At 73.5% G+C, this 19805-nt stretch carries 18 protein-coding genes; 12 read left to right on the top strand and 6 right to left on the bottom strand.

From position 1 onward, the window contains the following. Nucleotides 1-138 precede the first annotated feature (138 nt). On the top strand, nucleotides 139-621 hold the full coding sequence (locus tag ABZO31_RS28135; protein WP_406864101.1) for a pyridoxamine 5'-phosphate oxidase family protein: 483 nt from the start codon (nucleotides 139-141) through the stop codon (nucleotides 619-621). A gap of 77 nt (nucleotides 622-698) precedes the next feature. Here ABZO31_RS28135 and ABZO31_RS28130 read toward each other — a convergent pair whose 3' ends face one another. Further along, a complete protein-coding gene (locus ABZO31_RS28130; protein WP_406864100.1) occupies nucleotides 699-962 on the bottom strand; it encodes a hypothetical protein in 264 nt (87 codons plus the stop codon). A gap of 240 nt (nucleotides 963-1202) precedes the next feature. Between ABZO31_RS28130 and ABZO31_RS28125 the strand changes: the two genes are divergently transcribed. The 4 genes from ABZO31_RS28125 to narI are packed head-to-tail and all read left to right on the top strand — an operon-like array spanning nucleotide 1203 to nucleotide 7966. Continuing rightward, complete coding sequence (locus ABZO31_RS28125) at nucleotides 1203-4901, top strand: nitrate reductase subunit alpha (protein ID WP_406864099.1); 3699 nt, start codon at nucleotides 1203-1205, stop codon at nucleotides 4899-4901. Nucleotide 4902: 1 nt separating this feature from the next. Then, nucleotides 4903-6456, top strand: a complete 1554-nt coding sequence (narH, locus tag ABZO31_RS28120) for a nitrate reductase subunit beta (RefSeq protein ID WP_406864098.1) — start codon at nucleotides 4903-4905, stop codon at nucleotides 6454-6456. After that, on the top strand, nucleotides 6453-7247 hold the full coding sequence (gene narJ / locus ABZO31_RS28115) for a nitrate reductase molybdenum cofactor assembly chaperone (protein WP_406864097.1): 795 nt from the start codon (nucleotides 6453-6455) through the stop codon (nucleotides 7245-7247). Before narH ends, narJ begins: the two co-directional genes overlap by 4 nt. Beyond that, nucleotides 7244-7966, top strand: a complete 723-nt coding sequence (gene narI, locus ABZO31_RS28110) for a respiratory nitrate reductase subunit gamma (RefSeq protein ID WP_406864096.1) — start codon at nucleotides 7244-7246, stop codon at nucleotides 7964-7966. The genes narJ and narI overlap by 4 nt, the downstream gene beginning before the upstream one ends. A 17-nt stretch (nucleotides 7967-7983) precedes the next feature. Here narI and ABZO31_RS28105 read toward each other — a convergent pair whose 3' ends face one another. After that, nucleotides 7984-8664, bottom strand: a complete 681-nt coding sequence (locus ABZO31_RS28105) for a response regulator (RefSeq protein ID WP_406864095.1) — start codon at nucleotides 8662-8664, stop codon at nucleotides 7984-7986. A 363-nt stretch (nucleotides 8665-9027) separates the two neighbouring features. After that, nucleotides 9028-10227: an MBL fold metallo-hydrolase gene (locus tag ABZO31_RS28100; RefSeq protein ID WP_406864094.1), complete on the bottom strand. Its 1200-nt coding sequence runs from the start codon at nucleotides 10225-10227 to the stop codon at nucleotides 9028-9030. 191 nt (nucleotides 10228-10418) lie between these two features. Here ABZO31_RS28100 and ABZO31_RS28095 point away from each other — a divergent pair, with 191 nt between their 5' ends. Beyond that, nucleotides 10419-11624: a Glu/Leu/Phe/Val dehydrogenase dimerization domain-containing protein gene (locus tag ABZO31_RS28095; RefSeq protein WP_406864093.1), complete on the top strand. Its 1206-nt coding sequence runs from the start codon at nucleotides 10419-10421 to the stop codon at nucleotides 11622-11624. A 39-nt stretch (nucleotides 11625-11663) separates the two neighbouring features. After that, on the top strand, nucleotides 11664-12299 hold the full coding sequence (locus ABZO31_RS28090; protein ID WP_406864092.1) for a TetR/AcrR family transcriptional regulator: 636 nt from the start codon (nucleotides 11664-11666) through the stop codon (nucleotides 12297-12299). On the opposite strand, the gene ABZO31_RS28085 is transcribed toward ABZO31_RS28090, so the two are convergent. Beyond that, nucleotides 12275-13321 (bottom strand): DUF6745 domain-containing protein, encoded by a 1047-nt coding sequence (locus tag ABZO31_RS28085; protein WP_406864090.1) that lies wholly within the window; start codon nucleotides 13319-13321, stop codon nucleotides 12275-12277. The genes ABZO31_RS28090 and ABZO31_RS28085 overlap by 25 nt on opposite strands. Nucleotides 13322-13339: 18 nt before the next feature. Beyond that, on the bottom strand, nucleotides 13340-13666 hold the full coding sequence (locus ABZO31_RS28080; RefSeq protein ID WP_406864089.1) for a hypothetical protein: 327 nt from the start codon (nucleotides 13664-13666) through the stop codon (nucleotides 13340-13342). A gap of 155 nt (nucleotides 13667-13821) precedes the next feature. On the opposite strand from ABZO31_RS28080, the gene ABZO31_RS28075 reads away from it, so the two are divergent. Genes ABZO31_RS28075 through ABZO31_RS28055 form a run of 5 tightly spaced genes read left to right on the top strand, consistent with a single transcriptional unit; the run spans nucleotide 13822 to nucleotide 18974 of the window. After that, nucleotides 13822-14778 (top strand): STM4015 family protein, encoded by a 957-nt coding sequence (locus tag ABZO31_RS28075; RefSeq protein ID WP_406864088.1) that lies wholly within the window; start codon nucleotides 13822-13824, stop codon nucleotides 14776-14778. Further along, the gene (locus ABZO31_RS28070; protein ID WP_406864087.1) at nucleotides 14775-15908 is read left to right on the top strand and encodes an STM4014 family protein; all 1134 of its coding nucleotides are present in this window, start codon (nucleotides 14775-14777) and stop codon (nucleotides 15906-15908) included. The genes ABZO31_RS28075 and ABZO31_RS28070 overlap by 4 nt, the downstream gene beginning before the upstream one ends. Nucleotides 15909-15925: 17 nt before the next feature. Next, nucleotides 15926-16762, top strand: coding sequence for an STM4013/SEN3800 family hydrolase (locus tag ABZO31_RS28065; protein ID WP_406865504.1), 837 nt, complete (start codon nucleotides 15926-15928; stop codon nucleotides 16760-16762). Next, the gene (locus tag ABZO31_RS28060) at nucleotides 16759-18096 is read left to right on the top strand and encodes an STM4012 family radical SAM protein (protein WP_406864086.1); all 1338 of its coding nucleotides are present in this window, start codon (nucleotides 16759-16761) and stop codon (nucleotides 18094-18096) included. The genes ABZO31_RS28065 and ABZO31_RS28060 overlap by 4 nt, the downstream gene beginning before the upstream one ends. Nucleotides 18097-18104: 8 nt before the next feature. After that, nucleotides 18105-18974, top strand: a complete 870-nt coding sequence (locus tag ABZO31_RS28055) for an STM4011 family radical SAM protein (protein ID WP_406864085.1) — start codon at nucleotides 18105-18107, stop codon at nucleotides 18972-18974. Here the strand turns inward: ABZO31_RS28055 and ABZO31_RS28050 are convergent. Next, nucleotides 18961-19755, bottom strand: coding sequence for an SGNH/GDSL hydrolase family protein (locus ABZO31_RS28050; protein ID WP_406864084.1), 795 nt, complete (start codon nucleotides 19753-19755; stop codon nucleotides 18961-18963). The two genes, ABZO31_RS28055 and ABZO31_RS28050, sit on opposite strands and share 14 nt — an antisense overlap. Nucleotides 19756-19805: the final 50 nt, after the last annotated feature.

The following is a 19805-nucleotide window of genomic DNA, read 5'->3' as shown; positions in this document are numbered from 1 at the left end:
TCCGCGGAGGATGGGCCGTGAGTCCCTGGCGGCGGACGGACGGTCCCGACGCGGGACCCGTATGTCCCCGCACCTCGGTAAGGGGGTTGGGGCCGGTCGGCCCTACCCGGGCGGGTGGGCCGCGGCGACGATGGGGGGATGTTCCAGAACGACGCCTTTCGCGCGCTCGAGCGGCACGAATGCCTGCGCCTGCTCGCCACGGTGCCGGTCGGCCGTGTGGTCTACACCCGGCAGGCACTGCCCGCTGTCCTCCCGGTCAATTTCTGCCTGGACACGGACGCGTCCGTCCTGCTGTGCACCTCGTCGCAGTCGGATCTCGTACGGGCTGTCGACGACGTCGTGGTCGCCTTCGAGGCGGACCGGTTCGAGATGGAGACCCGGTCCGGCTGGAGCGTGGTCGTCACCGGGCGGGCCGCCGTGGTGACCGACCCGGCCGAGCACGCACGGCTGTCCCGGACCGGCCCCACGTCCTGGATGCCGCTGCGGGAGGCCGTCTTCGTACGGATCGAGTCCGAGATGGTGACCGGCCGCGCGCTCAAGGGGGCCGCCCGCCTCACCGGGACCGAAGACGCGCTCACCGGGACCGACCGCGTACTCGACGAGGCCGGCGGCGCGCGCTGAGGCGCGTGCCGCCGGGCTGAGTCAGCGTCCGGTGTCGCGCGGCGTGCCGGTGCCGTCCGAGCCGTAGCCGAACCGGATCAGCACGTGCGGGTGGCACCGCTCGTGCCGTGGCGGCGCCGCCGCCCGCGCAGGTCCGGCCACTCCACGGCCTGGTGCAGCAGCGACGTGCGCACCCCGTGGACCGTCGCCGTGAGCAGCACGTACCGCAGGGCCTCGCCGGCCCGCAGCCAGTCCTTCCTCCGGTCGCGGGAGGTCCACAACAGGCCCAGCGGGACATGGCGTTCGAACGGCAGCGCCGGGCGTCGGAGCGCGGGTACGGCGCCGAAGTCCCGCATCGGCACGCGTCACGTCGCGTCGGGCGGGCCGAGGGCGGTGACCGGGATGCCGTGGTCGCGCACGGGACGCCTCCGGATCGGTCGACGTCAGCATCCACCGCCGGGGGCGGCCGGGTCCTCGGCCGACCGGTCCCCGGCCCCGGGACCATCGGTCCCTCCCGCGGCGGCCGGTTGGGCCGGAAGGTCGTCCGGCAGGGACCGGAGGCCCCAGATACAGGGGTCTCCGCGCCGCCTAGTTTCCTGGCCATGGAGAACGATCAGACAGGACGGCGCCGGGCGCCGCGCGCCGGGGACGACTGGCCGCTGGCCGCCCGCAGGCTGCTCAGCCGCCGTGAGGTGTCGGCCGACGGCCGCGCCGTGTTCGGCACGGGCGACGCGCAGTGGGAGGGCTTCTACCGGGACCGCTGGGCGCACGACAAGGTGGTGCGCTCCACGCACGGCGTCAACTGCACCGGTTCCTGCTCGTGGATGGTGTACGTCAAGGACGGCATCATCACCTGGGAGCACCAGGCCACCGACTATCCGTCGATCGGCGCGGACTGCCCCGAGTACGAGCCGCGCGGCTGTCCGCGCGGGGCGTCCTTCTCCTGGTACACCTACTCGCCGAGCCGGGTGCGGTACCCGTACGTCCGGGGCGCGCTGCTGAAGCTGTGGCGCGAGGCGCGCAGGCGGCTCGGCGACCCGGTGGCGGCCTGGGCCGAGATCACCGGCGATCCGGAGAAGGCCCGGGCGTACAAGCGGGCCCGTGGCAAGGGCGGTCTGGTGCGGGCCGACTGGGACGAGGTCAGCGAGCTGGTCGCCGCCGCCCAGGTGCACACCGTCAAGGCGTACGGCCCGGACCGGGTGGCGGGCTTCTCCCCGATCCCGGCGATGTCGATGGCCTCGTTCGCGGCCGGCGCCCGGTACCACTCGATGATCGGCGGCACGCTGCTGTCGTTCTACGACTGGTACGCCGATCTGCCCGTGGCCTCGCCGCAGGTCTTCGGCGACCAGACCGACGTGCCGGAGGCCGCGGACTGGTGGAACGCGGGCTATCTGATCATGTGGGGCTCGAACATCCCCGTGACCCGCACGCCGGACGCGCACTTCCTCACCGAGACCCGCTACAACGGCACCAAGATCGTCGCGGTCAGCCCCGACTACGCCGACAACGTCAAGCACGCCGACGAGTGGCTCGCCCCGCACCCGGGGACTGACGGGGCGCTGGCGATGGCGATGGGCCATGTGATCCTGCGCGAGTTCCTCGTCGACCGTCAGGTGCCGTACTTCCAGGACTACCTGCGCACGTTCACCGACGCCCCCTTCCTGATCGCCCTGCGCGAGCACGAGCGCGGCCTGGTCCCGGACGGGTTCCTCACGGCGGCCGACCTGGGCCGGGACGGGGAGCACGCCGATTCCAAGACCGTCCTCGTCGACTCGGCCACCGGCGAACCGGTCGTGCCGAACGGCTCGCTGGGCTTCCGCTGGGCGAAGGAGGAGCGGGGCCGCTGGAACCTGAACCTGGGCGACGTCGTGCCCGAACTGAGCCTGCTCGACCGGGCCGAGGAGACGGCCGAGGTCGCGCTGCCCCGCTTCGACGAGGGCGACACGGAGGGCGGCTCGGTCCTGGTGCGGGGCGTGCCGGTGCGCCGGATCGGCGGCCGGCTCGTCACCACCGTCTTCGACCTGATGCTCGCCCAGTACGGCGTCCACCGCCCCGGGCTGCCGGGCAGCTGGCCGTCGTCGTACGACGACGCCGCACAGCCGTGCACCCCGGCCTGGCAGGAGACGATCACCTCGGTCCCGGCGGAGCAGGCCGCCCGCATCGCCCGCGAGTTCGCCCGCAATGCCGAGCGCACGAACGGCCGTTCCATGATCGCTCTCGGTGCGGGCACCAACCACTGGTTCCACTCCGACACGATCTACCGGGCGTTCCTGGCACTGCTGACGATGACCGGCTGCCAGGGCGTCAACGGCGGCGGCTGGGCGCACTACGTCGGCCAGGAGAAAGTCCGCCCGGTCACCGGCCAGCAGCACCTGTCGTTCGCCTTCGACTGGCAGCGCCCCACCCGGCACATGGCGGGCACCTCCTACTGGTACCTGAACTCCGACCAGTGGCGTTACGAGGCGTTCGGCCCCGAGGAGCTGGCCTCCCCGCTCGGCAAGGGGCACTTCGCGGGCAAGGGCTTCGCCGACTGTCTGGCGCAGGCCGTACGGCTCGGCTGGACGCCCGGTCACCCCGGCTTCGACCGCAACCCGCTCGACCTCACCGACGAGGCGAAGGCCCACGGCAAGGAGGTCTCGGAGCACATCGTCGACGAACTGAAGTCCGGGAGGCTGAAGTTCGCCGTCGAGGACCCCGACGACCCGGCGAACTTCCCGCGCGTGCTGACCGTCTGGCGGGCGAACCTGCTCGGCTCCTCCGGCAAGGGCAACGAGTACTTCCTGCGTCACCTGCTGGGCACGGACGCGGCGGTCCGCTCGGAGGAGACTCCGGCGCAGGGGCGCCCGACGGACGTGGTGTGGCGGGAGGAGGCGCCCGAGGGCAAGCTCGACCTGATGGTCTGCATGGACTTCCGGATGACCTCGACCGGCCTGCTGGCCGACGTCGTCCTGCCGGCCGCGACCTGGTACGAGAAGGACGACCTGTCCAGCACGGACATGCACCCCTTCGTGCACGCCTTCACCCCGGCCATCGCCCCGCCCTGGCAGGCCCGCACCGACTACGACACGTTCCTCACGATCGCCGACCGGTTCAGCGAGCTGGCCGCCGAGCACCTCGGCACCCGTACCGACGTCATCGCCGTGCCGCTGCTGCACGACACCCCCGACGAACTCGCCCAGCCGGGCGGCGTCGTCCGGGACTGGAGGACCGGCGCCTGCGAACCCGTCCCCGGCCGGACCATGCCGAAGCTGGCCGTCGTCGAGCGGGACTACACGGCGATCGCCCAGAAGATGCGCGCCGTCGGGCCCCTCCTCGACACCCTGGGCACGACCACGAAGGGCGTCACCGTCCACCCGGACCAGGAGATCGAGGACCTGCGCCGCCGCAACGGGGCCGTGCGCGACGGAGTCGCCGCCGGCCGGCCCTCCCTGGCCACCGCCGGCGACATGTGCGAGGCGATCCTCGCCCTGTCCGGCACCACCAACGGCCGCCTGGCCACCGAGGGCTTCCGGGAGCTGGAGCGGCAGACGGGCTCCGAGGGCCTGGTGGAGCTGGCCGCCGAACGGGAGGCCGAGCGGATCACCTTCGCCGACACGCGCACCCAGCCGCGCTCGGTGATGACCTCGTACGAGTGGTCGGGCAGCGAGACCGGAGGCCGCCGCTACTCCCCCTTCGTCATCAACACCGAGCACAAGAAGCCCTGGCACACCCTCACCGGCCGCCAGCACTTCTTCGTCCAGCACGACTGGACGACCGAGCTCGGCGAGCAACTTCCGGTCTACCGGCCCCCGTTGAACACACCCCGGCACTACGGCGACGAGCGCCTGCGCGAGGACGGCCGGGCGGAGGTGACGGTGCGCTATCTGACCCCGCACTCCAAGTGGTCCATCCACTCCAACTACCAGGACAACAAGTACATGCTCGACCTGTCCCGCGGCGGCCCCACGATCTGGATGTCCACCACCGACGCCGAGAAGATCGGCGTGAAGGACAACGAGTGGATCGAGGCGTACAACCGCAACGGTGTCGTCGCGGCCCGCGCGGTGGTCACCCACCGGATGCCCGAGGGCACGGTGTACATGTACCACGCGCAGGACCGCAACGTGAACGTGCCGAAGACCGAGGTCAGCGGCAAGCGCGGCGGCATCCACAACTCCCTGACGAGGCTGTTGCTCAAGCCCACCCATCTCGCGGGTGGCTACGCCCAGTTCACCTACGCCTTCAACTACTACGGCCCGACCGGCAACCAGCGCGACGAGGTCACCGTCATCCGCCGCCGCAGCCAGCGAGTGGAGTACTGAAATGCCCCGTGGCGAAGCCACTGTCGGACGCGTGATGGCACAGGTCGCGATGGTGATGAACCTCGACAAGTGCATCGGCTGCCACACCTGCTCGGTCACCTGCAAGCAGACGTGGACCAACCGCACCGGAGTCGAGTACGCCTGGTTCAACAACGTCGAGACCAAGCCCGGCGTCGGCTACCCCCGCCGCTACGAGGACCAGGACCGCTGGAAGGGCGGCTGGATGCTCGACAAGAAGGGCCGCCTGGTCCTGCGCTCCGGGGGCCGGGTGAAGCGGCTGCTGTCGCTCTTCTCCAACCCCGATCTGCCGAGCATCGAGGACTACTACGAGCCGGTCACCTACGACTACGACAACCTGGTCGGCGCGCCCGCCGGCCCGGACATCCCGGTCGCCCGCCCCCGCTCCGTCCTCACCGGCAAGCCCACCGAGATCACCTGGGGCGCCAACTGGGAGGACGGCCTCGGCGGCGCCGCCGAGAACGCCGGCGCCGACCCCAACCTCAGTGGCGCGTGGGCCGAGAAGGTGAGGTTCGAGTTCGAGCAGACCTTCCTCTTCCATCTGCCCCGGCTGTGCGAGCACTGCCTCAACCCGGCCTGCGTGTCGGCCTGTCCGTCGGGTGCGATGTACAAGCGGGTCGAGGACGGCATCGTCCTGGTCGACCAGGACAAGTGCCGCGGCTGGCGGATGTGCGTGACGGCGTGCCCGTACAAGAAGGTGTACGTCAACCACGCCACCGGCAAGGCCGAGAAGTGCACCTTCTGCTTCCCGCGCATCGAGGCCGGCCAGCCCACCGTCTGCTCGGAGACCTGCGTGGGACGGCTGCGCTACCTGGGCCTGCTGCTGTACGACGCCGACCGCGTCGGCGAGGCCGCGGCCACCCCGGACGAGACGGACCTGCTCGACGCCCAGCGCGGCGTGTTCCTCGACCCGCACGACCCCGAAGTGGTCGCGGCGGCACGGGGGTCGGGCATCCCGGAGGACTGGCTGGCGGCCGCCCGCCGCTCCCCGGTGTACGACCTGGTCTCCCGGTACAAGGTGGCCCTGCCGCTGCATCCGGAGTACCGCACCCTGCCCATGGTCTGGTACGTGCCCCCGCTCTCCCCCGTCCTCGACGCGGTCGACGCGGCGGGCGGCGACCAGGACGATCCCGACCACGTCTTCGCCGCCGTCACCCGGCTGCGCATCCCGCTGGAGTACCTCGCGGAACTGTTCGCCGCCGGAGACACGGATGTGGTGGCCGGGGTGCTGATGAAGCTCACCGCGCTGCGCTCGTTCATGCGCGAACGCACCCTCGGCGAGCCGGGCGACGAGGCCGCGCTGAGGGCCGTGGGCCTCACCGATCGTGAGGCCGAGGACCTGCACCGGCTGCTCGCCGTCGCCAAGTACCAGGACCGGTACGTCGTCCCCGCGGCGCACAAGGAGGACGCCGCCGCGCTGACGGCGCTGGAGAACCGCTGCCCGGTCGAGTCCTCCGGCGAACCGGCGAACACCGGCGGCCGCGTCATGCTCGGCATCCCCACCCTGCGCCGCAAGCCCTCCGGAGGCCGTCCATGAGCCCTCTGCCCGCCACCGTTCCGGCCGTCGTCCGCACCCGCATCCTCGCCCATTCCCGGCTTCGCTCGAACGGGGGGACCCCCATGCTCGTACGCCGACCGGCCCGGCTCACCCGCGAGGAGGCCGAGGCCCGCGCGCTGCTGCTGCGGCTCTGCTCGCTGCTGCTGCAGTACCCGGACGCCGAACTCGCCGCCTCCCACCCGGTGTTGACCGCGACCGTCGAGGCGCTTCCGCCCTCGCCGGCCGCCGAGAGCCTGGCCGCGTACACCACCTGGTTCGCCGGGCAGGAGCCGGAGGCCCTGGAGCGGCACTACGTCGAGACGTTCGACCTGCGCCGCAGGAGCAGCCTCTACCTGACCTACTACCTGCACGGCGACACCCGCCGCCGCGGCATGGCCCTGCTCGCCCTCGCCCAGCGCTACCGGGCCACGGGCTGGGACATCGACGGCGGCGAGCTGCCCGACCACCTTCCGGTGGTGCTGGAGTTCGCGGCGCTGTGCGGGCCGGGCGCGGGCGAGGCGCCGCTGCGCCAGCACCGGCGGGGGCTCCAGCTGATCGAGCGGGCGCTGACCGACGCGGACTCCCCGTACCGGCACATCCTGACCGCGCTGCTCACCCTGCTGCCGCCGCCCACCGACGCGGACCGCGCGGCGGTCGCCGAGCTGGCCGCCCAGGGCCCGCCGAACGAGGACGTCGGCCTCGACCCTTACGCGGGCGGCGAGTTCGCCCCGCCCGGCACCTTCACCCCGCCCGTCCCCGCCGCTCCCACCCTCGTGGAGGGTCCCCGATGAACGTCTCCGGCACCGACCTCGTCCTGTGGGTCGCCTTCCCCTACATCTGCCTGGCCGTGTTCGTGGTCGGTCACGTCTGGCGCTACCGGCAGGACCAGTTCGGCTGGACCACCCACACCAGCCAGCTCCTGGAGCACCGCTGGCTGCGCTGGGGCAGCCCGCTGTTCCACCTCGGCGCCTTCATGGTGATCGCCGGGCACGTGGCGGGCCTCGCGGTCCCCGCGTCCTGGACGGAGGCAGCCGGCATCGGCGAGCACACCTATCACACGGTGGCCGTCTGGGCGGGCTCGGCGGCGGGCGTCGCCATGGTCGCCGGGCTCGGCATGCTGTGCGCCCGCCGGCTGCTGACCCGGCGGATCCGGCTCGGCACCGACCGCTCCGACAAGGTCCTCTTCCCGCTGCTCAGCGCCACCGTGGTGCTCGGCATCACGGCGACCGCAGCGCACAACGTCTTCGGCGGCGGCTACGACTACCGGGCGACCGTCTCCGTGTGGTTCCGCGGGCTGTTCACCCTTCAGCCGCAGCCCGAGGCCATCGCGGGCGCCCCGCTGCTCTTCCGCCTCCACGCCCTGACCGCCTGCCTGCTCTTCGCGGCCTGGCCGTTCACCCGGCTGGTGCACGTGTGGAGCGCGCCGATCGGCTACCTGGTCCGGCCGTACCTGGTCTACCGGCGGCGCAGCGCCCCGGTCGCTCGGCCGACGACCGCCGGCCGTCGGTAGGACGACGGGCCGTGGGCCTACCGCTCCTGGACCTGGCTGGCGATGACCGCCGCCTGGACGCGTCGCTCGACGCCGAGCTTGGCCAGCAGCCGGGAGATGTGGTTCTTCACCGTCTTCTCGGCGAGGTAGAGCTTCTGGCCGATCTGCCGGTTGGTCAGCCCCTCCCCGATCAGCGCGAGGATCTCCCGCTCGCGTTCGGTCAGCCCGGACAGCGCGTCGGGCGCGCGCTCGGGCTCCGGCTCCTGGCTCTGGCGCAGGCGCGCCATCACCCTGGCGGTGGCGCTGGGGTCGAGCAGGGACTGGCCGCCGGCGACCGTACGGACGGCCGCGATCAGGTCGGAGCCCTGGATCTGCTTCAGCACATAACCGGCCGCCCCCGCCATGATCGCGTCGAGGAGGGCCTCCTCGTCGTCGAACGAGGTCAGCATCAGGCAGGCCAGCTCGGGCATCCGGGCGCACAGCTCCCGGCACACGGTGACGCCGTCGCCGTCGGGCAGCCGTACGTCGAGCACCGCCACCTGCGGGCGCAGTGCGGGCACGCGTACCAGGGCCTGCTCTGCGGTGGCGGCCTCGCCGACGACGGTGATGTCCGGTTCGTCGTCCAGCAGGTCGCGCACGCCGCGCCGTACCACCTCGTGGTCGTCCAGCAGGAAGACCCGGATCGGGTCGCCGGGACCGGGCTGCTCGCCGTCCGCCATCGGATACTCCTCGTTCTGCGCCGCCTGGATTGTTGCCGGCCTTTGCGCCCGACGGATTCGATCCGGCCCCAGCCTAGCCGTCCTCGGGGCTCGGCAGCAGACCGGCTGCGGAGCCCGGCCGATGGCGGGTCGACCGGCCCCAGCAGGTCACGCCGGGTCGCTTGGGCTCAGCCGACCGTCCACTTCTGGGCGGCCGCGCCGATAGGAACGCCGCCGACGGGCGGCTGCTCCAACTGATCGTCGGTGACCCGCACGTGGTCGACGGTCAGGGTGTCCGGCGACCACTCGAGCCGCGGGCCACAGCCCTGGCCGCTCGACTGACACGTACGCCTCGCCGCCCCGACCGGCGCAACCCTCGGCGCGTCAGCGCTCGCCCGCGAGGTCGAGATCGTCGCTGCGCGGATCCGCAACGGCCTCGGCAGGGTGGGGGTGGCGCCAGGGGCGGGCGAGGGGGTGGGTGATCGGCTGCCACCACGGGTCCACGGGGAGCTTGCCCGCCGGTTCGAAGGGTTCGCCGGGGCGGGGGAGGGCCACCGGCTGGTCCGCCTCCTCGGCCGCGTCCTTCGTCCACTCCCCCGGTTCCGCCCAGGCGTGGGGGGCCAGGTTGAAGGTGGCCCAGTGGATGGGGAGCAGGACGCCGTGCGGGCGGCCGCCCTGGAGGTCCAGGTGTGCGCGGACGCCCTCGGCGGGGGTCATGTGGATGTCCGGCCAGAAGTCGGAGTACGCGCCGATCTGGATCATCGTGACGTCGAAGGGGCCGTACGCGGCGCCGATGTCCTGGAAGCCGGGGAAGTAGCCGGTGTCGCCGCTGTGGTAGATGCGGTGCTCCGGGCCGGTGACGGCCCAGGAGGCCCACAGGGTGTGCTGCTGGTTGCGCAGGCCGCGGCCGCAGAAGTGGCGGGCCGGGGTGGCGGTGAGCGTGAGGTCACGGACCGCGGTCGACTCGTGCCAGTCCAGCTCGCGCAGCCGGCTCGCGGGGACGCCCCAGCGCTCCAGGTGGGCGCCGACGCCCAGCGGGACCACGAACAGCGTGTCCGTGCCGGCCAGGGCCTTGATCGTCGGCAGGTCGAGGTGGTCGTAGTGGTCGTGCGAGATCACCACCGCGTCGACCGGGCCCAGCGTCGCGAGCGGCACCGGGACCGGGTGCAGCCGCTTGGGGCCGACGAAGTCGAACGGGGAGCAGCGGTCGCCCCAGACCGGGTCGAAGAGGATCCGGTGGCCGTCGATCTCGGCGAGGACGCTGGAATGGCCCATCCAGGTGATCCGGAGCCCGGAGGCCGGGGGCCGGGACAGGTCGGCGAGCGTCGTGGGGTGCACCGGGATGTCGCCCGTGGGGGCGCGGCGGACCCGCGACTCCTTGCGGAAGTAGACCTTGGCGAACTCCACGGAGGAGCCGGTGGGCCGGTGGCGCGCGGACACGGGGTTCTGGAACACGCCGTCCGCGAAATTCGGCGAGCGGCGGATCCGTTCCATCCGTGCTCCCGCGGGGTCGGCGCCGAAGGCCTCGGGCCGCAGCGCGCGCAGCCGGTCGCGCAGGGAGGGAGCGGAGTCAGCGCCGGTCACGGCACCTCCTGGAGGGTCGGGATTCCATTATGGCCGGGGCGTACGAGGAGTGGCGGGGCGGCGAGCGTCGCGGGGCCCCTGCTCAGGGAACAAGGCCGGGCGGGCGCCAGGAATTCCTCGGGGCTTTGACATGTGGCGCGGACCACTCCAATACTGACTTCAGGTTCAGTAAGTCCCATGGAGCACGTTTCATGAGCACCGCCCCCCTTCTGTCCGTCGACTGGACGGACCACGTCACCGGCCGCCGCGGCCACCTGGTCGTGGACCGCCTGGTGCGCGGGGTCGCCAGTGGCGGCCTGCGGATGCGGCCCGGCTGCACCCGCGCCGAGGTCGCCGGGCTGGCCCGTGCCATGACGTACAAGGAAGCCCTCCACTACGACCCCGAGGCGCGGTACGTGCCACTGGGCGGGGCGAAGGGCGGTATCGACTGCGATCCGCGGGACCCGGAGGCGTACGGCGTCCTGGTCCGCTACCTGCGGGCGATGCGGCCGTACGTCGAGCGCTTCTGGGCCACCGGCGAGGACCTGGGGCTGTCGCAGGAGCTGATCGACCGGGCGGCCGCCGAGGCCGGGCTCGTCTCGTCCGTACAGGCCGTCTTCCCGCTGCTCGACGACGAGGCGGCGGCCCGCAGGCGGCTCGCCGACGCCTTCGCGCTGCGGGTCGACGGGCTCGGCCTGGACGCGCTGATCGGCGGCTTCGGTGTCGCCGAGTCGGTACTGGCCGTGCTCGACCGGGCCGGGGAGCCGGCCGCGGGCGCCCGGGTGGCCCTGCAGGGCTTCGGCACCATGGGCGGGGCGACGGCCCTGTTCCTGGAGCGGGCCGGGATGCGGATCACCGCGGTCGCCGACGAGCGGGGCACCATCGCCAACCCGGCGGGGCTCGACGTGACCGCGCTGCTCGCGGCCCGGGACGCGCACGGCACGGTCAACCGCGCCGCGCTCCGGCCGGGCGACCGCGCGGAGGCCGGGTACGCCTGGCTCTCCGCGGACGTGGACGTGCTCGTGCCGGCGGCGGTCTCGTACGCGGTGGACACCGCGAACCAGGCATGGATCACCGCCCGCTGGATCGTGGAGGCGGCGAACCTGCCGGTGCTCCCGGACGCGGAGGAACTGCTGACGTCGCGCGGTGTCACGGTCCTGCCCGACGTCGTGGTGAATTCGGGGACCAACGCCTGGTGGTGGTGGACCCTCTTCGGCGACGTCGGCGCGGACGCGGAGGAGGTGTTCACGTACACCCGGCGGGCCATGCGGACCCTCGTCGGGGACACGCTGGACCGGGCGGACAAGGACGGCACGACGCCGCGCGCGGCCGCGTACGCCCTGGCCGAGGACCGGATGGCGGCGCTGGCGGAACGCCACGGCTGGTACGGCACGGACGGGCCCCGTCCGGCCGACTAGATGATCATGACCGTGTCATGTGCTGTGTAAGGTGACGACGTGGCGAGAGTCCGGTTGAGCGTGGCGGAGCGGCGTGAGGAGCTGCTGCGCGCCGCAGTCGCGCAGATCGAGGCCCGGGGCGTCGCCGCCGTACGGATCGCGGACGTCGCCGCCGAGCTCGGCGTGAGCAACGCGCTCGTCCTCTACCACTTCTCCACCAAGGAGAAACTGCTGGCCGAGGCGTTCGCCTACGCCGCCGAGAGCGACCTGGCCCATCTGCGGAAACTGCTGAGCCGCCGCACCTCCGCCACCCGCCGGCTGCGGGCCGCGGTGCGCTGGTACGCGCCCACGGGGCAGGCCAAGGGCTGGCGGCTGTGGATCGAGGGCTGGGCGGCGGCCCTGCGCGAGCCCACCCTGCGGGAGGTCGCCAGGAACCTGGACCAGCAGTGGAAGGCCGAGCTGACCGCCGTGATCGCCGAGGGCGCCGCGGCCGGCGAGTTCCCCTGCCCGGACCCCGCCGGCGCGGCCTGGCGGCTGACCGCCTTCCTCGACGGGCTCGGCGTCCAGATGACCTCGTACGCCGGCTCGCTCTCCCGCGCCGCGATGCTGGAGTGGGCCGACCAGGCGCTCGCCCGCGAGCTCGGCCTGCCCGACGGCTTCCCCGGCCTGCCTCAGGTCTCCACCAGCGGCCGGTAGTCCTCCACCGGCACGCCGAAGGTCCAGGCGACGCCCGCCCGCGCGGTCCGGGTCTCCGGGGGCACCCGAAGCCAGTACGTGCGGTACGTGCCGTCCGGCTCCGGCGTGGAGTTGACCACCTCGACCATCACCACGTCCTCGTCGTCGTCCAGCCCGATCCGCCACAGCACCCCGGTCTCGTCCCGGTGCACCGGCTGGGCGCCGGATTCGGCGAGGAAGCGCTCGTAGCCGTAGAACTCCAGCATCACGCGCCGCAGTTCGGCGTTCTCCTCGGTGCGTATCCGCTCCGAAGTGAGGCCGGTCAGCTGCTCGGGGAAGTCGGAGGGCACGGGCATGCCGCGCCAGGCGTACAGCGCGAAGCCGTCCGCGAAGGCCAGCGCCGGGCCGTCGCCGCGGTCCAGCCGCCCCGCCTCGTCCCGGTGCAGCCCGACGGGGCGCTCGCACACCACGGCGACCCGCTCGTACGGCCACCACCAGCCGGCGTGCGCGGCCACCTCCGCGAGCCCGGCGAGCCGTTCGCCCCGCCCGTCGAAGGCGGCGAGCCACGCGGCGTCGTGCTGGCCGAGCACCGCGTCGAGGAGCAGCAGCCGCGCCTCGCCGGCCCACGCCGCGTCCACCCCCTGGCCGTCCGGACCGCCGGCGCCGTCCGGCCCCCCGTCGAGGATCCCGTCCCGTATCCGGTCCGCCAGCGCCCGCGTGGTGTCCCACAGCCGCGCGCCGGTCACGGACCAGTGGGCCGCCCAGCCACCGGGGCCCAGTTCGTCGTGGACCCGGCGCCGCTCCTCCGCCCACGGCCGGGTGCGCACCGCGTCCCGCACCGAACGCCCCTTGCCCGTCAGCTCCTTCAGCAGCGCGAGCGCCGCGCGCGGCGAGTCCGCCCAGCGGATCTCCCGCGGCTCCGGCAGCCCGGCCAGGCGGTAGGCGAGCCGGACTCCGGCCTCGGCGGCGGCCCGGTCGGCGGGCCCGGTCGCGGCGGCGACGGCCCGCCAGCGGTCCACCGCGGTCACTGATACGTCGTTCATCTCTTTCCGCTCCCCCTGTCAGTCCGCGATCACGCGGTACGCACCCGGCACGTACTCCCGCTGCCGGAGCACCCGGTACCAGCCCTTCGGCAGCACGATCGGCGCATGCTCCTCGTGCACCAGGCGGCCGCCCTCCGGCAGTTCGAGCAGCAGCGGCCCCCACGGGCCCGGCTCGCGCACCAGCCGGCCCGGCCCCGGGATCGCGTGCGCGTGCCCCGTCACCTCGCCGAGCGCCAGCACGAGCCGGCCCCGCGCGTCCCGCGGCTCCCCCTTCGCCCGCTTCACGTGCGCGGGCACGGCGTCCTCCGCCGCGGGCACGAGCAGCACGTCTCCCTGCCGGTACATGGCTCTCCCCTCCCCGTCCGGCGACCCGGCGCCTCCGAACATCCACGACGCTAGAGGCAGGGTCTGACAACGCGTTGTCAGCGGCTCTTGGTACAACTTCTCGCATCGTCCGAATCACCGCCGTCCGCCGGCCAGCCGGTGTCTGGAGCACAGCCATGACCCTTGGGTTCCACTTGGATGGGCTGCACGACCTGCCCCTGTTCGAGTTCCCCGAGCCCGGCAGCAGCGTCCGCCTGCCCGAGCCAGAGTCGGTGGTCTGGCGGGTCTCCGCTCCTACGTACCGCGACGCGGACGAGGAGGAGTGGACGGAGACGTTCGACCGCTTCCTGGAGACGGTCGACACGCGTCGCGTCCGCGCGCTGGTCGTCGGCGGCTGGGAGGACGCGTACGACACCGACTCCTCCGCGATCGTCACGCGGCTGATCGCCGCCAACAACCGGCTCACCGCCCTCGAAGGGCTCTTCCTCGGCGACATGGACTCCGAGGACTGCGAGATCTCGTGGATCCAGCAGAGCGACGTGACCCCGCTGCTCGCCGCCTACCCGGGGCTGCGCGGCTTCGGCGTGCGCGGCGGGTCGAACCTCGCGTTCCCGCCGGTCAAGCACACCGTCCTCGAGACCCTCCTCGTCGAGTCGGGCGGTCTGGGCGCCGAGGTGGTGCGCGGCATCGCCGGCAGCGAGCTGCCTGCCCTGAAGGACCTGGAGCTGTGGCTCGGCACCGACGAGTACGGCGCCGACAGCGTCCCCGGCGACCTGGCGACGCTGCTCGCCGGCACGCACGTCCCGGCCCTGCGCCGGCTCGCGCTGCGCAACAGCTCCATCCAGGACGAGATCGCCGAGGCCGTCGCGGGCGCGCCGGTCGTCGCCCGCCTGGAGCACCTGGACCTGTCCATGGGCACGCTCAGCGACATCGGCGCGGTGGCGCTGCTCGGCGGGCAGCCACTGACGCATCTGGCCTCGCTGGACCTCTCCCACCACTACCTGTCCGAGGAGATGCTGGAGCGGATCGTCGCCGAACTCGGCCCCCAGGGCGTGCGGGTCGTCGCCGAGGACGCGCAGCAGCCGGACGAGTGGGACGGCGAAGAGCACCGGTACGTCGCGGTCGGCGAATGACCGCCGCCCCGCGCCTCGTCGTCGTCGGCCACCCGGAGAACCGCCGCGTCGCGTACTTCCGCGCCGCCGTGCGGGCCGCCGGGCTGCCCGAAGCCCGGGTGATGCCCTGGCTGGACGTGGTGCGGGGCACGGCGCGCTTCGCCGCGGGCGAGTCCGTCCGGCTCGACTCGCCGGGCGAACACCCGGAGGTCGACCGGCTGTTGCGCGGGGTCGACGACCCGACCCGCGTGGAGGGCAGCGGCCGCTGGTACGCGCGCTTCACCGAGGTGGTCGCGGAGCTGGCCGCCTCGGCCGGGGCCGCCGGCGCCGCGCTCCTCGACGATCCGGCCGACCTCGCCGTGCTGTTCGACAAGCGGCTGACGCACGGCCGGCTGCGTGAGGCGGGCGTGCCCGTGCCCGAGTCGCCGACCTCCGGGCCCGGCGCGCCCGCCGTCACGGGCTGGGCGGACGTCCGGGCACGGATGGCCGAGGCCGGTCTGCGCCGGGTGTTCGTGAAGCTCGCGCACGGTTCCTCCGCCTCGGGCGTCCTCGCGGTGGAGACGGCCGGATCCGGCCGGGTGCAGGCCACCACCTCGGTGGAACGCGCCCCGGACGGACGGCTGTTCAACTCGCTGCGGGTGCGCCGCTACACCACCGAGTCCGAGGTCGCGGCGATCGTCGACGTCCTCGCCCCCGACGGGCTGCACCTGGAGCGCTGGCTGCCGAAGGCGACGCAGGGCGGCCGCAGCGCCGATCTGCGGGTGGTGGTGATCGACGGCCGGGCCACCCATGCCCTCGTCCGCACCAGCCGCTCCCCGCTCACCAACCTCCATCTCGGCGGCGCCCGGGGCGACCTGGACGCGGCCCGCACGGCCGTCGCCGCGGCGGGCGCCGGCTGGCCGGACGCGCTCGGCGTGTGCGAGCGCGCCGCCGCCGCGTTCCCCGGCACCCGCTGCGTGGGCGTCGACCTGCTGCCCGCGACCGGCTGGCGGCGCTTCGCCGTCGGCGAGGTCAACGCCTTCGGCGACCTCCTGCCCGGGCTCACCGGCCTGCCGGGCAGCGGCGCCGAGGGCCTCGACACGTACGCGGCCCAGGTCGCCGCGCTCCTGCACACGAACCGCACCACCACCCCGGGAACCACCCGCCCATGACCACAGCAGCACCCGACATGAACGAGCTCGTGGGCAGCCACGACCTGCTCCTCGTCACCCTCGACACGCTCCGGTACGACGTCGCCGCCGAGCTCGCCGCCGCGGGCCGCCTTCCGCACCTCGCCCGGTACCTGCCCGGCGGCCGCTGGGAGCGCCGGCACGCGCCCGGAAGTTTCACGTACGCCTCCCACCAGGCGATGTTCGCCGGTTTCCTGCCCACGCCGGCGTCCCCCGGGCCGCACCCGCGGCTCTTCGCCGCCCGGTTCGCGGGCAGCGAGACCACCGCCGGCGGCACGTTCGTGTACGACACCCCGGACCTGGTCTCCGGTGTCGCCGCGCACGGGTACCGCACGGTGTGCATCGGCGGCGTCGGCTTCTTCAACAAGCAGGGCCCGCTGGGCTCCGTGCTGCCCGGCCTCTTCCAGGAGAGCCACTGGGAGCCGGAGTTCGGCGTCGCGTCCCCGACCTCCTTCGAGGCGCAGGTCGCCCGCGCCGAGGAGGTCGTCGCCGCACTCCCCGACGAGCAGCGGCTGTTCCTGTTCGTCAACGTGGCCGCGCTGCACCAGCCGAACTGGTTCCATCTGCCCGGCGCGACCCGCGAGTCGGGCGACTCCCGTGCCAGCCACGCGGCGGCGCTGGAGTACGTGGACCGGCACATCGGGCGGCTGTTCGCGGCGATGAGCGGCCGCCGCCCCTGCTTCGCGATCGTGTGCTCCGACCACGGCACGGCGTACGGCGAGGACGGCCACACCGGCCACCGGATCGGCCACGAGACCGTGTGGACGGTCCCGTACGCGCAGTTCCTCCTGGACGGCCCGGCCGGCCGAGCCGACACCCCGGAGGTCCGCTCATGACCCCGCCCGCGCTCCCCCGCCCGTACGAGAGCTACGTCTACGCCTACCCGCACAAGACCGCGTACCGCACGCTCGACGACCGCCCCCGTCTCGCGGAGCTCTGGGCCGACGAGCCCAAGGACGCCCTCTCGCTCTACGCCCACATACCGTTCTGCGAGGTCCGCTGCGGCTTCTGCAATCTCTTCACCCGGATCGGCGCGCCCGACGAGCTCACCGGCCGGTACCTCGACGCGCTCGACCGGCAGGCCACCGCGGTCCGCGAGGCGCTCGGCGACGCGACGCCGCCCGTCCGCTTCGCGACGGCGGCCTTCGGCGGCGGCACGCCCACCTTCCTGACCGCCACCGAGCTGGAACGGCTCTGCGACATCGCCGAGAAGCGGATGGGCGCGGACCTGCGGACGATCCCCCTGTCGGTGGAGGCATCCCCGGCGACGGCGACCGCGGACCGCCTCTCCGTCCTCGCGGACCGGGGCGCGACCCGGCTGAGCCTCGGCGTGCAGAGCTTCGAGGAGTCGGAGGCGCGGGCGGCGGTCCGGCCGCAGCGCCGGGCCGACGTGGAGGCGGCGCTGGGCCGCATCCGGGACAGCGGCGTGCCGGTCCTCAACATCGACCTGATCTACGGCATCGACGGCCAGACCGAGCGGAGCTGGCGGCGGTCGCTCGACGCGGCGCTCGCCTGGCGGCCGGAGGAGCTGTACCTCTATCCCCTCTACGTACGCCCGCTCACCGGCCTCGGCCGGCGCGGACCCGTCTCGGACGCGGAGTGGGACGAGCAGCGGCTGCGCCTGTACCGCCACGGCCGCGACCACCTCCTGGTGCACGGCTACGAGCAGGTGTCGATGCGCATGTTCCGGCGCGCGGACGCCCGGCCGCAGGGCCCGGACGACCACGCCTGCCAGACGGACGGGATGATCGGGCTCGGGTGCGGCGCCCGCTCGTACACCTCGACGCTCCACTACTCCTTCGACTACGCCGTCGGCATGCCCGAGGTCCGCGGGATCATCGACGCGTACACCGCGACCGAGGACTTCACGCGGGCCGAGGTGGGCCGCCGGGTCGACGCCGGCGAGGCGCGCCGCCGCCATCTGCTGCAGTCGCTGCTCCAGGCGGAGGGGCTGGCCCTCGACACGTACACCGAGCGCTTCGGGTGCTCGCCGTTCGCGGACTTCCCGGGCGAACTGGCCCGCTTCGAGGCACGGGGCTGGCTGGACGGGGACGCCCCGGCGGGCCTGCTGCGGCTCTCGGCGGAGGGCCTGGCGTACTCGGACGGCCTTGGCCCCGAGCTGTTCTCGCCGGCGGTGCGGGCGGCGATGGCCGCGTACGAGCTGAAGTAGGGCGGGGCATGGACCTGACGATCCTCTATCGCGGCCCGCTGGCCTCCTGCGACTACGACTGTCCGTACTGCCCGTTCGCCAAGCGCCGGGACAGCCGGGAGCAGCTGCGCGCCGACCGGGCGGCGCTGGAGCGGTTCGCCGCCTGGGCGGCCGCGGCGGGCGAGGCGGGCGACCGGCTCAAGATCCTCTTCACCCCGTGGGGCGAGGGGCTGGTCCGCTCCTGGTACCGGCGCGCGCTCGTCGAGCTGTCCCGGCTGCCGCACGTCGAGCGGGTGGCGATCCAGACGAACCTGAGCTGCCGCACGGAGTGGCTGGCGGAGGCGGATCCGGAGACGGTGGCGCTGTGGTGCACGTACCACCCGGGCCAGACGCCGTACGACCGCTTCCTCGGCAAGTGCCGCGACCTGGCGGAGCGGGGCGTCCGGTTCAGCGTGGGCGTGGTCGGTCTGCCGGACCATCTGAAGCACGCCCGCCGGCTGCGCGCCGAGCTGCCGGAGCGGGTGTACCTGTGGGTGAACGCGGCGGAGGGGCACACGTACACGGACGAGGAGGCCGCGGTGTGGACGGCCCTCGACCCGCTCTTCCCGTACAGCCGGCAGCCGCACCGTTCGGCGGGGCTGCCGTGCCGGACCGGCGCGTCGGTGATCTCGGTGGACGGCGACGGCACGGTCCGCCGCTGCCACTTCGTCCCGGCCGAGCTGGGCAACCTCTACGACGGGTCCTACCGCGCCGCGCTGCGCCCCCGGGCCTGCCCGCTCGCGGTGTGCGACTGCCACATCGGGTACGTCCACCTGGAGTCGCTGCCGTTGTACGACGTGTTCGCCGGCGGCGTGCTGGAACGGATCCCGGCCGCCGGCGTACCGATCACAGCGGCATGAGGTCCGGGCGCTTGGCGGTCACGTGGTCGCCGGAGCTCTCCCCGCGCAGCCGGCGCCCGATCCAGGGCACCAGGTACTCGCGCGCCCACTGGACGTCGTCGCGGGTGACCTCGAGGGTGCCGCGCGGCGGCAGCGGCGGCCAGGGCTGGTCGGGCTCGGTGGGCACCGGCACGCCGAGGACCTGGGCGGCGCGCAGCGCGACGCGGGTGTGGCCCTCGGGCGACAGGTGCAGCCGGTCGTCGTCCCAGGCCCGCCGGTCCTGCACGGACTTGAGCGACCACAGGTCCAGGACGGGACAGCCGTAGCGGTCGGCGACGGCGCGCACGTGCGCGGTGTACGTCGCGATCTTGCCGCGCAGGTGCTTGAGCACCGGCACGCCCCGGGTGTCGAAGCCGGTGGTCACCATGACCGTGCCGACGGAGGACGTCAGGTCGGCGACCGCGCGCTCGAACCGCTCCGCGACGTCGTCGGGGTCGCTCCCGGGCCGGATGATGTCGTTGCCGCCCGCGCAGAAGGTCACCAGGTCGGGGGCGAGCTCCTTGGCGCGCGGCACCTGCTCCTCCACGATCTGGTCGAGGAGCCTGCCGCGCACCGCGAGGTTCGCGTACCGGAACGCGTCGGGCTCGGGGAGCTGGTCGGCGAGCAGGACCGCGAACCGGTCCGCCCAGCCGACGAAGGTGCCGTCCGGGGCCGGGTCGCCGACGCCCTCGGTGAAGCTGTCGCCGATCGCCGCGTACGACCCGAATGCGTCACTGTCTCTGGATCTCGAATCGTCTGCCACGAGGGTGCATCATTCCGTCCCGGATGTGACCTACGCGACCGTAAGGAGGG

This window comes from Streptomyces solicamelliae (assembly GCF_045348655.1).
GTDB classification, from domain to species: domain Bacteria; phylum Actinomycetota; class Actinomycetes; order Streptomycetales; family Streptomycetaceae; genus Streptomyces; species Streptomyces solicamelliae.
Note: the sequence above shows the minus strand (reverse complement) of the source record. Positions and strands in the feature narration are given on the sequence as shown.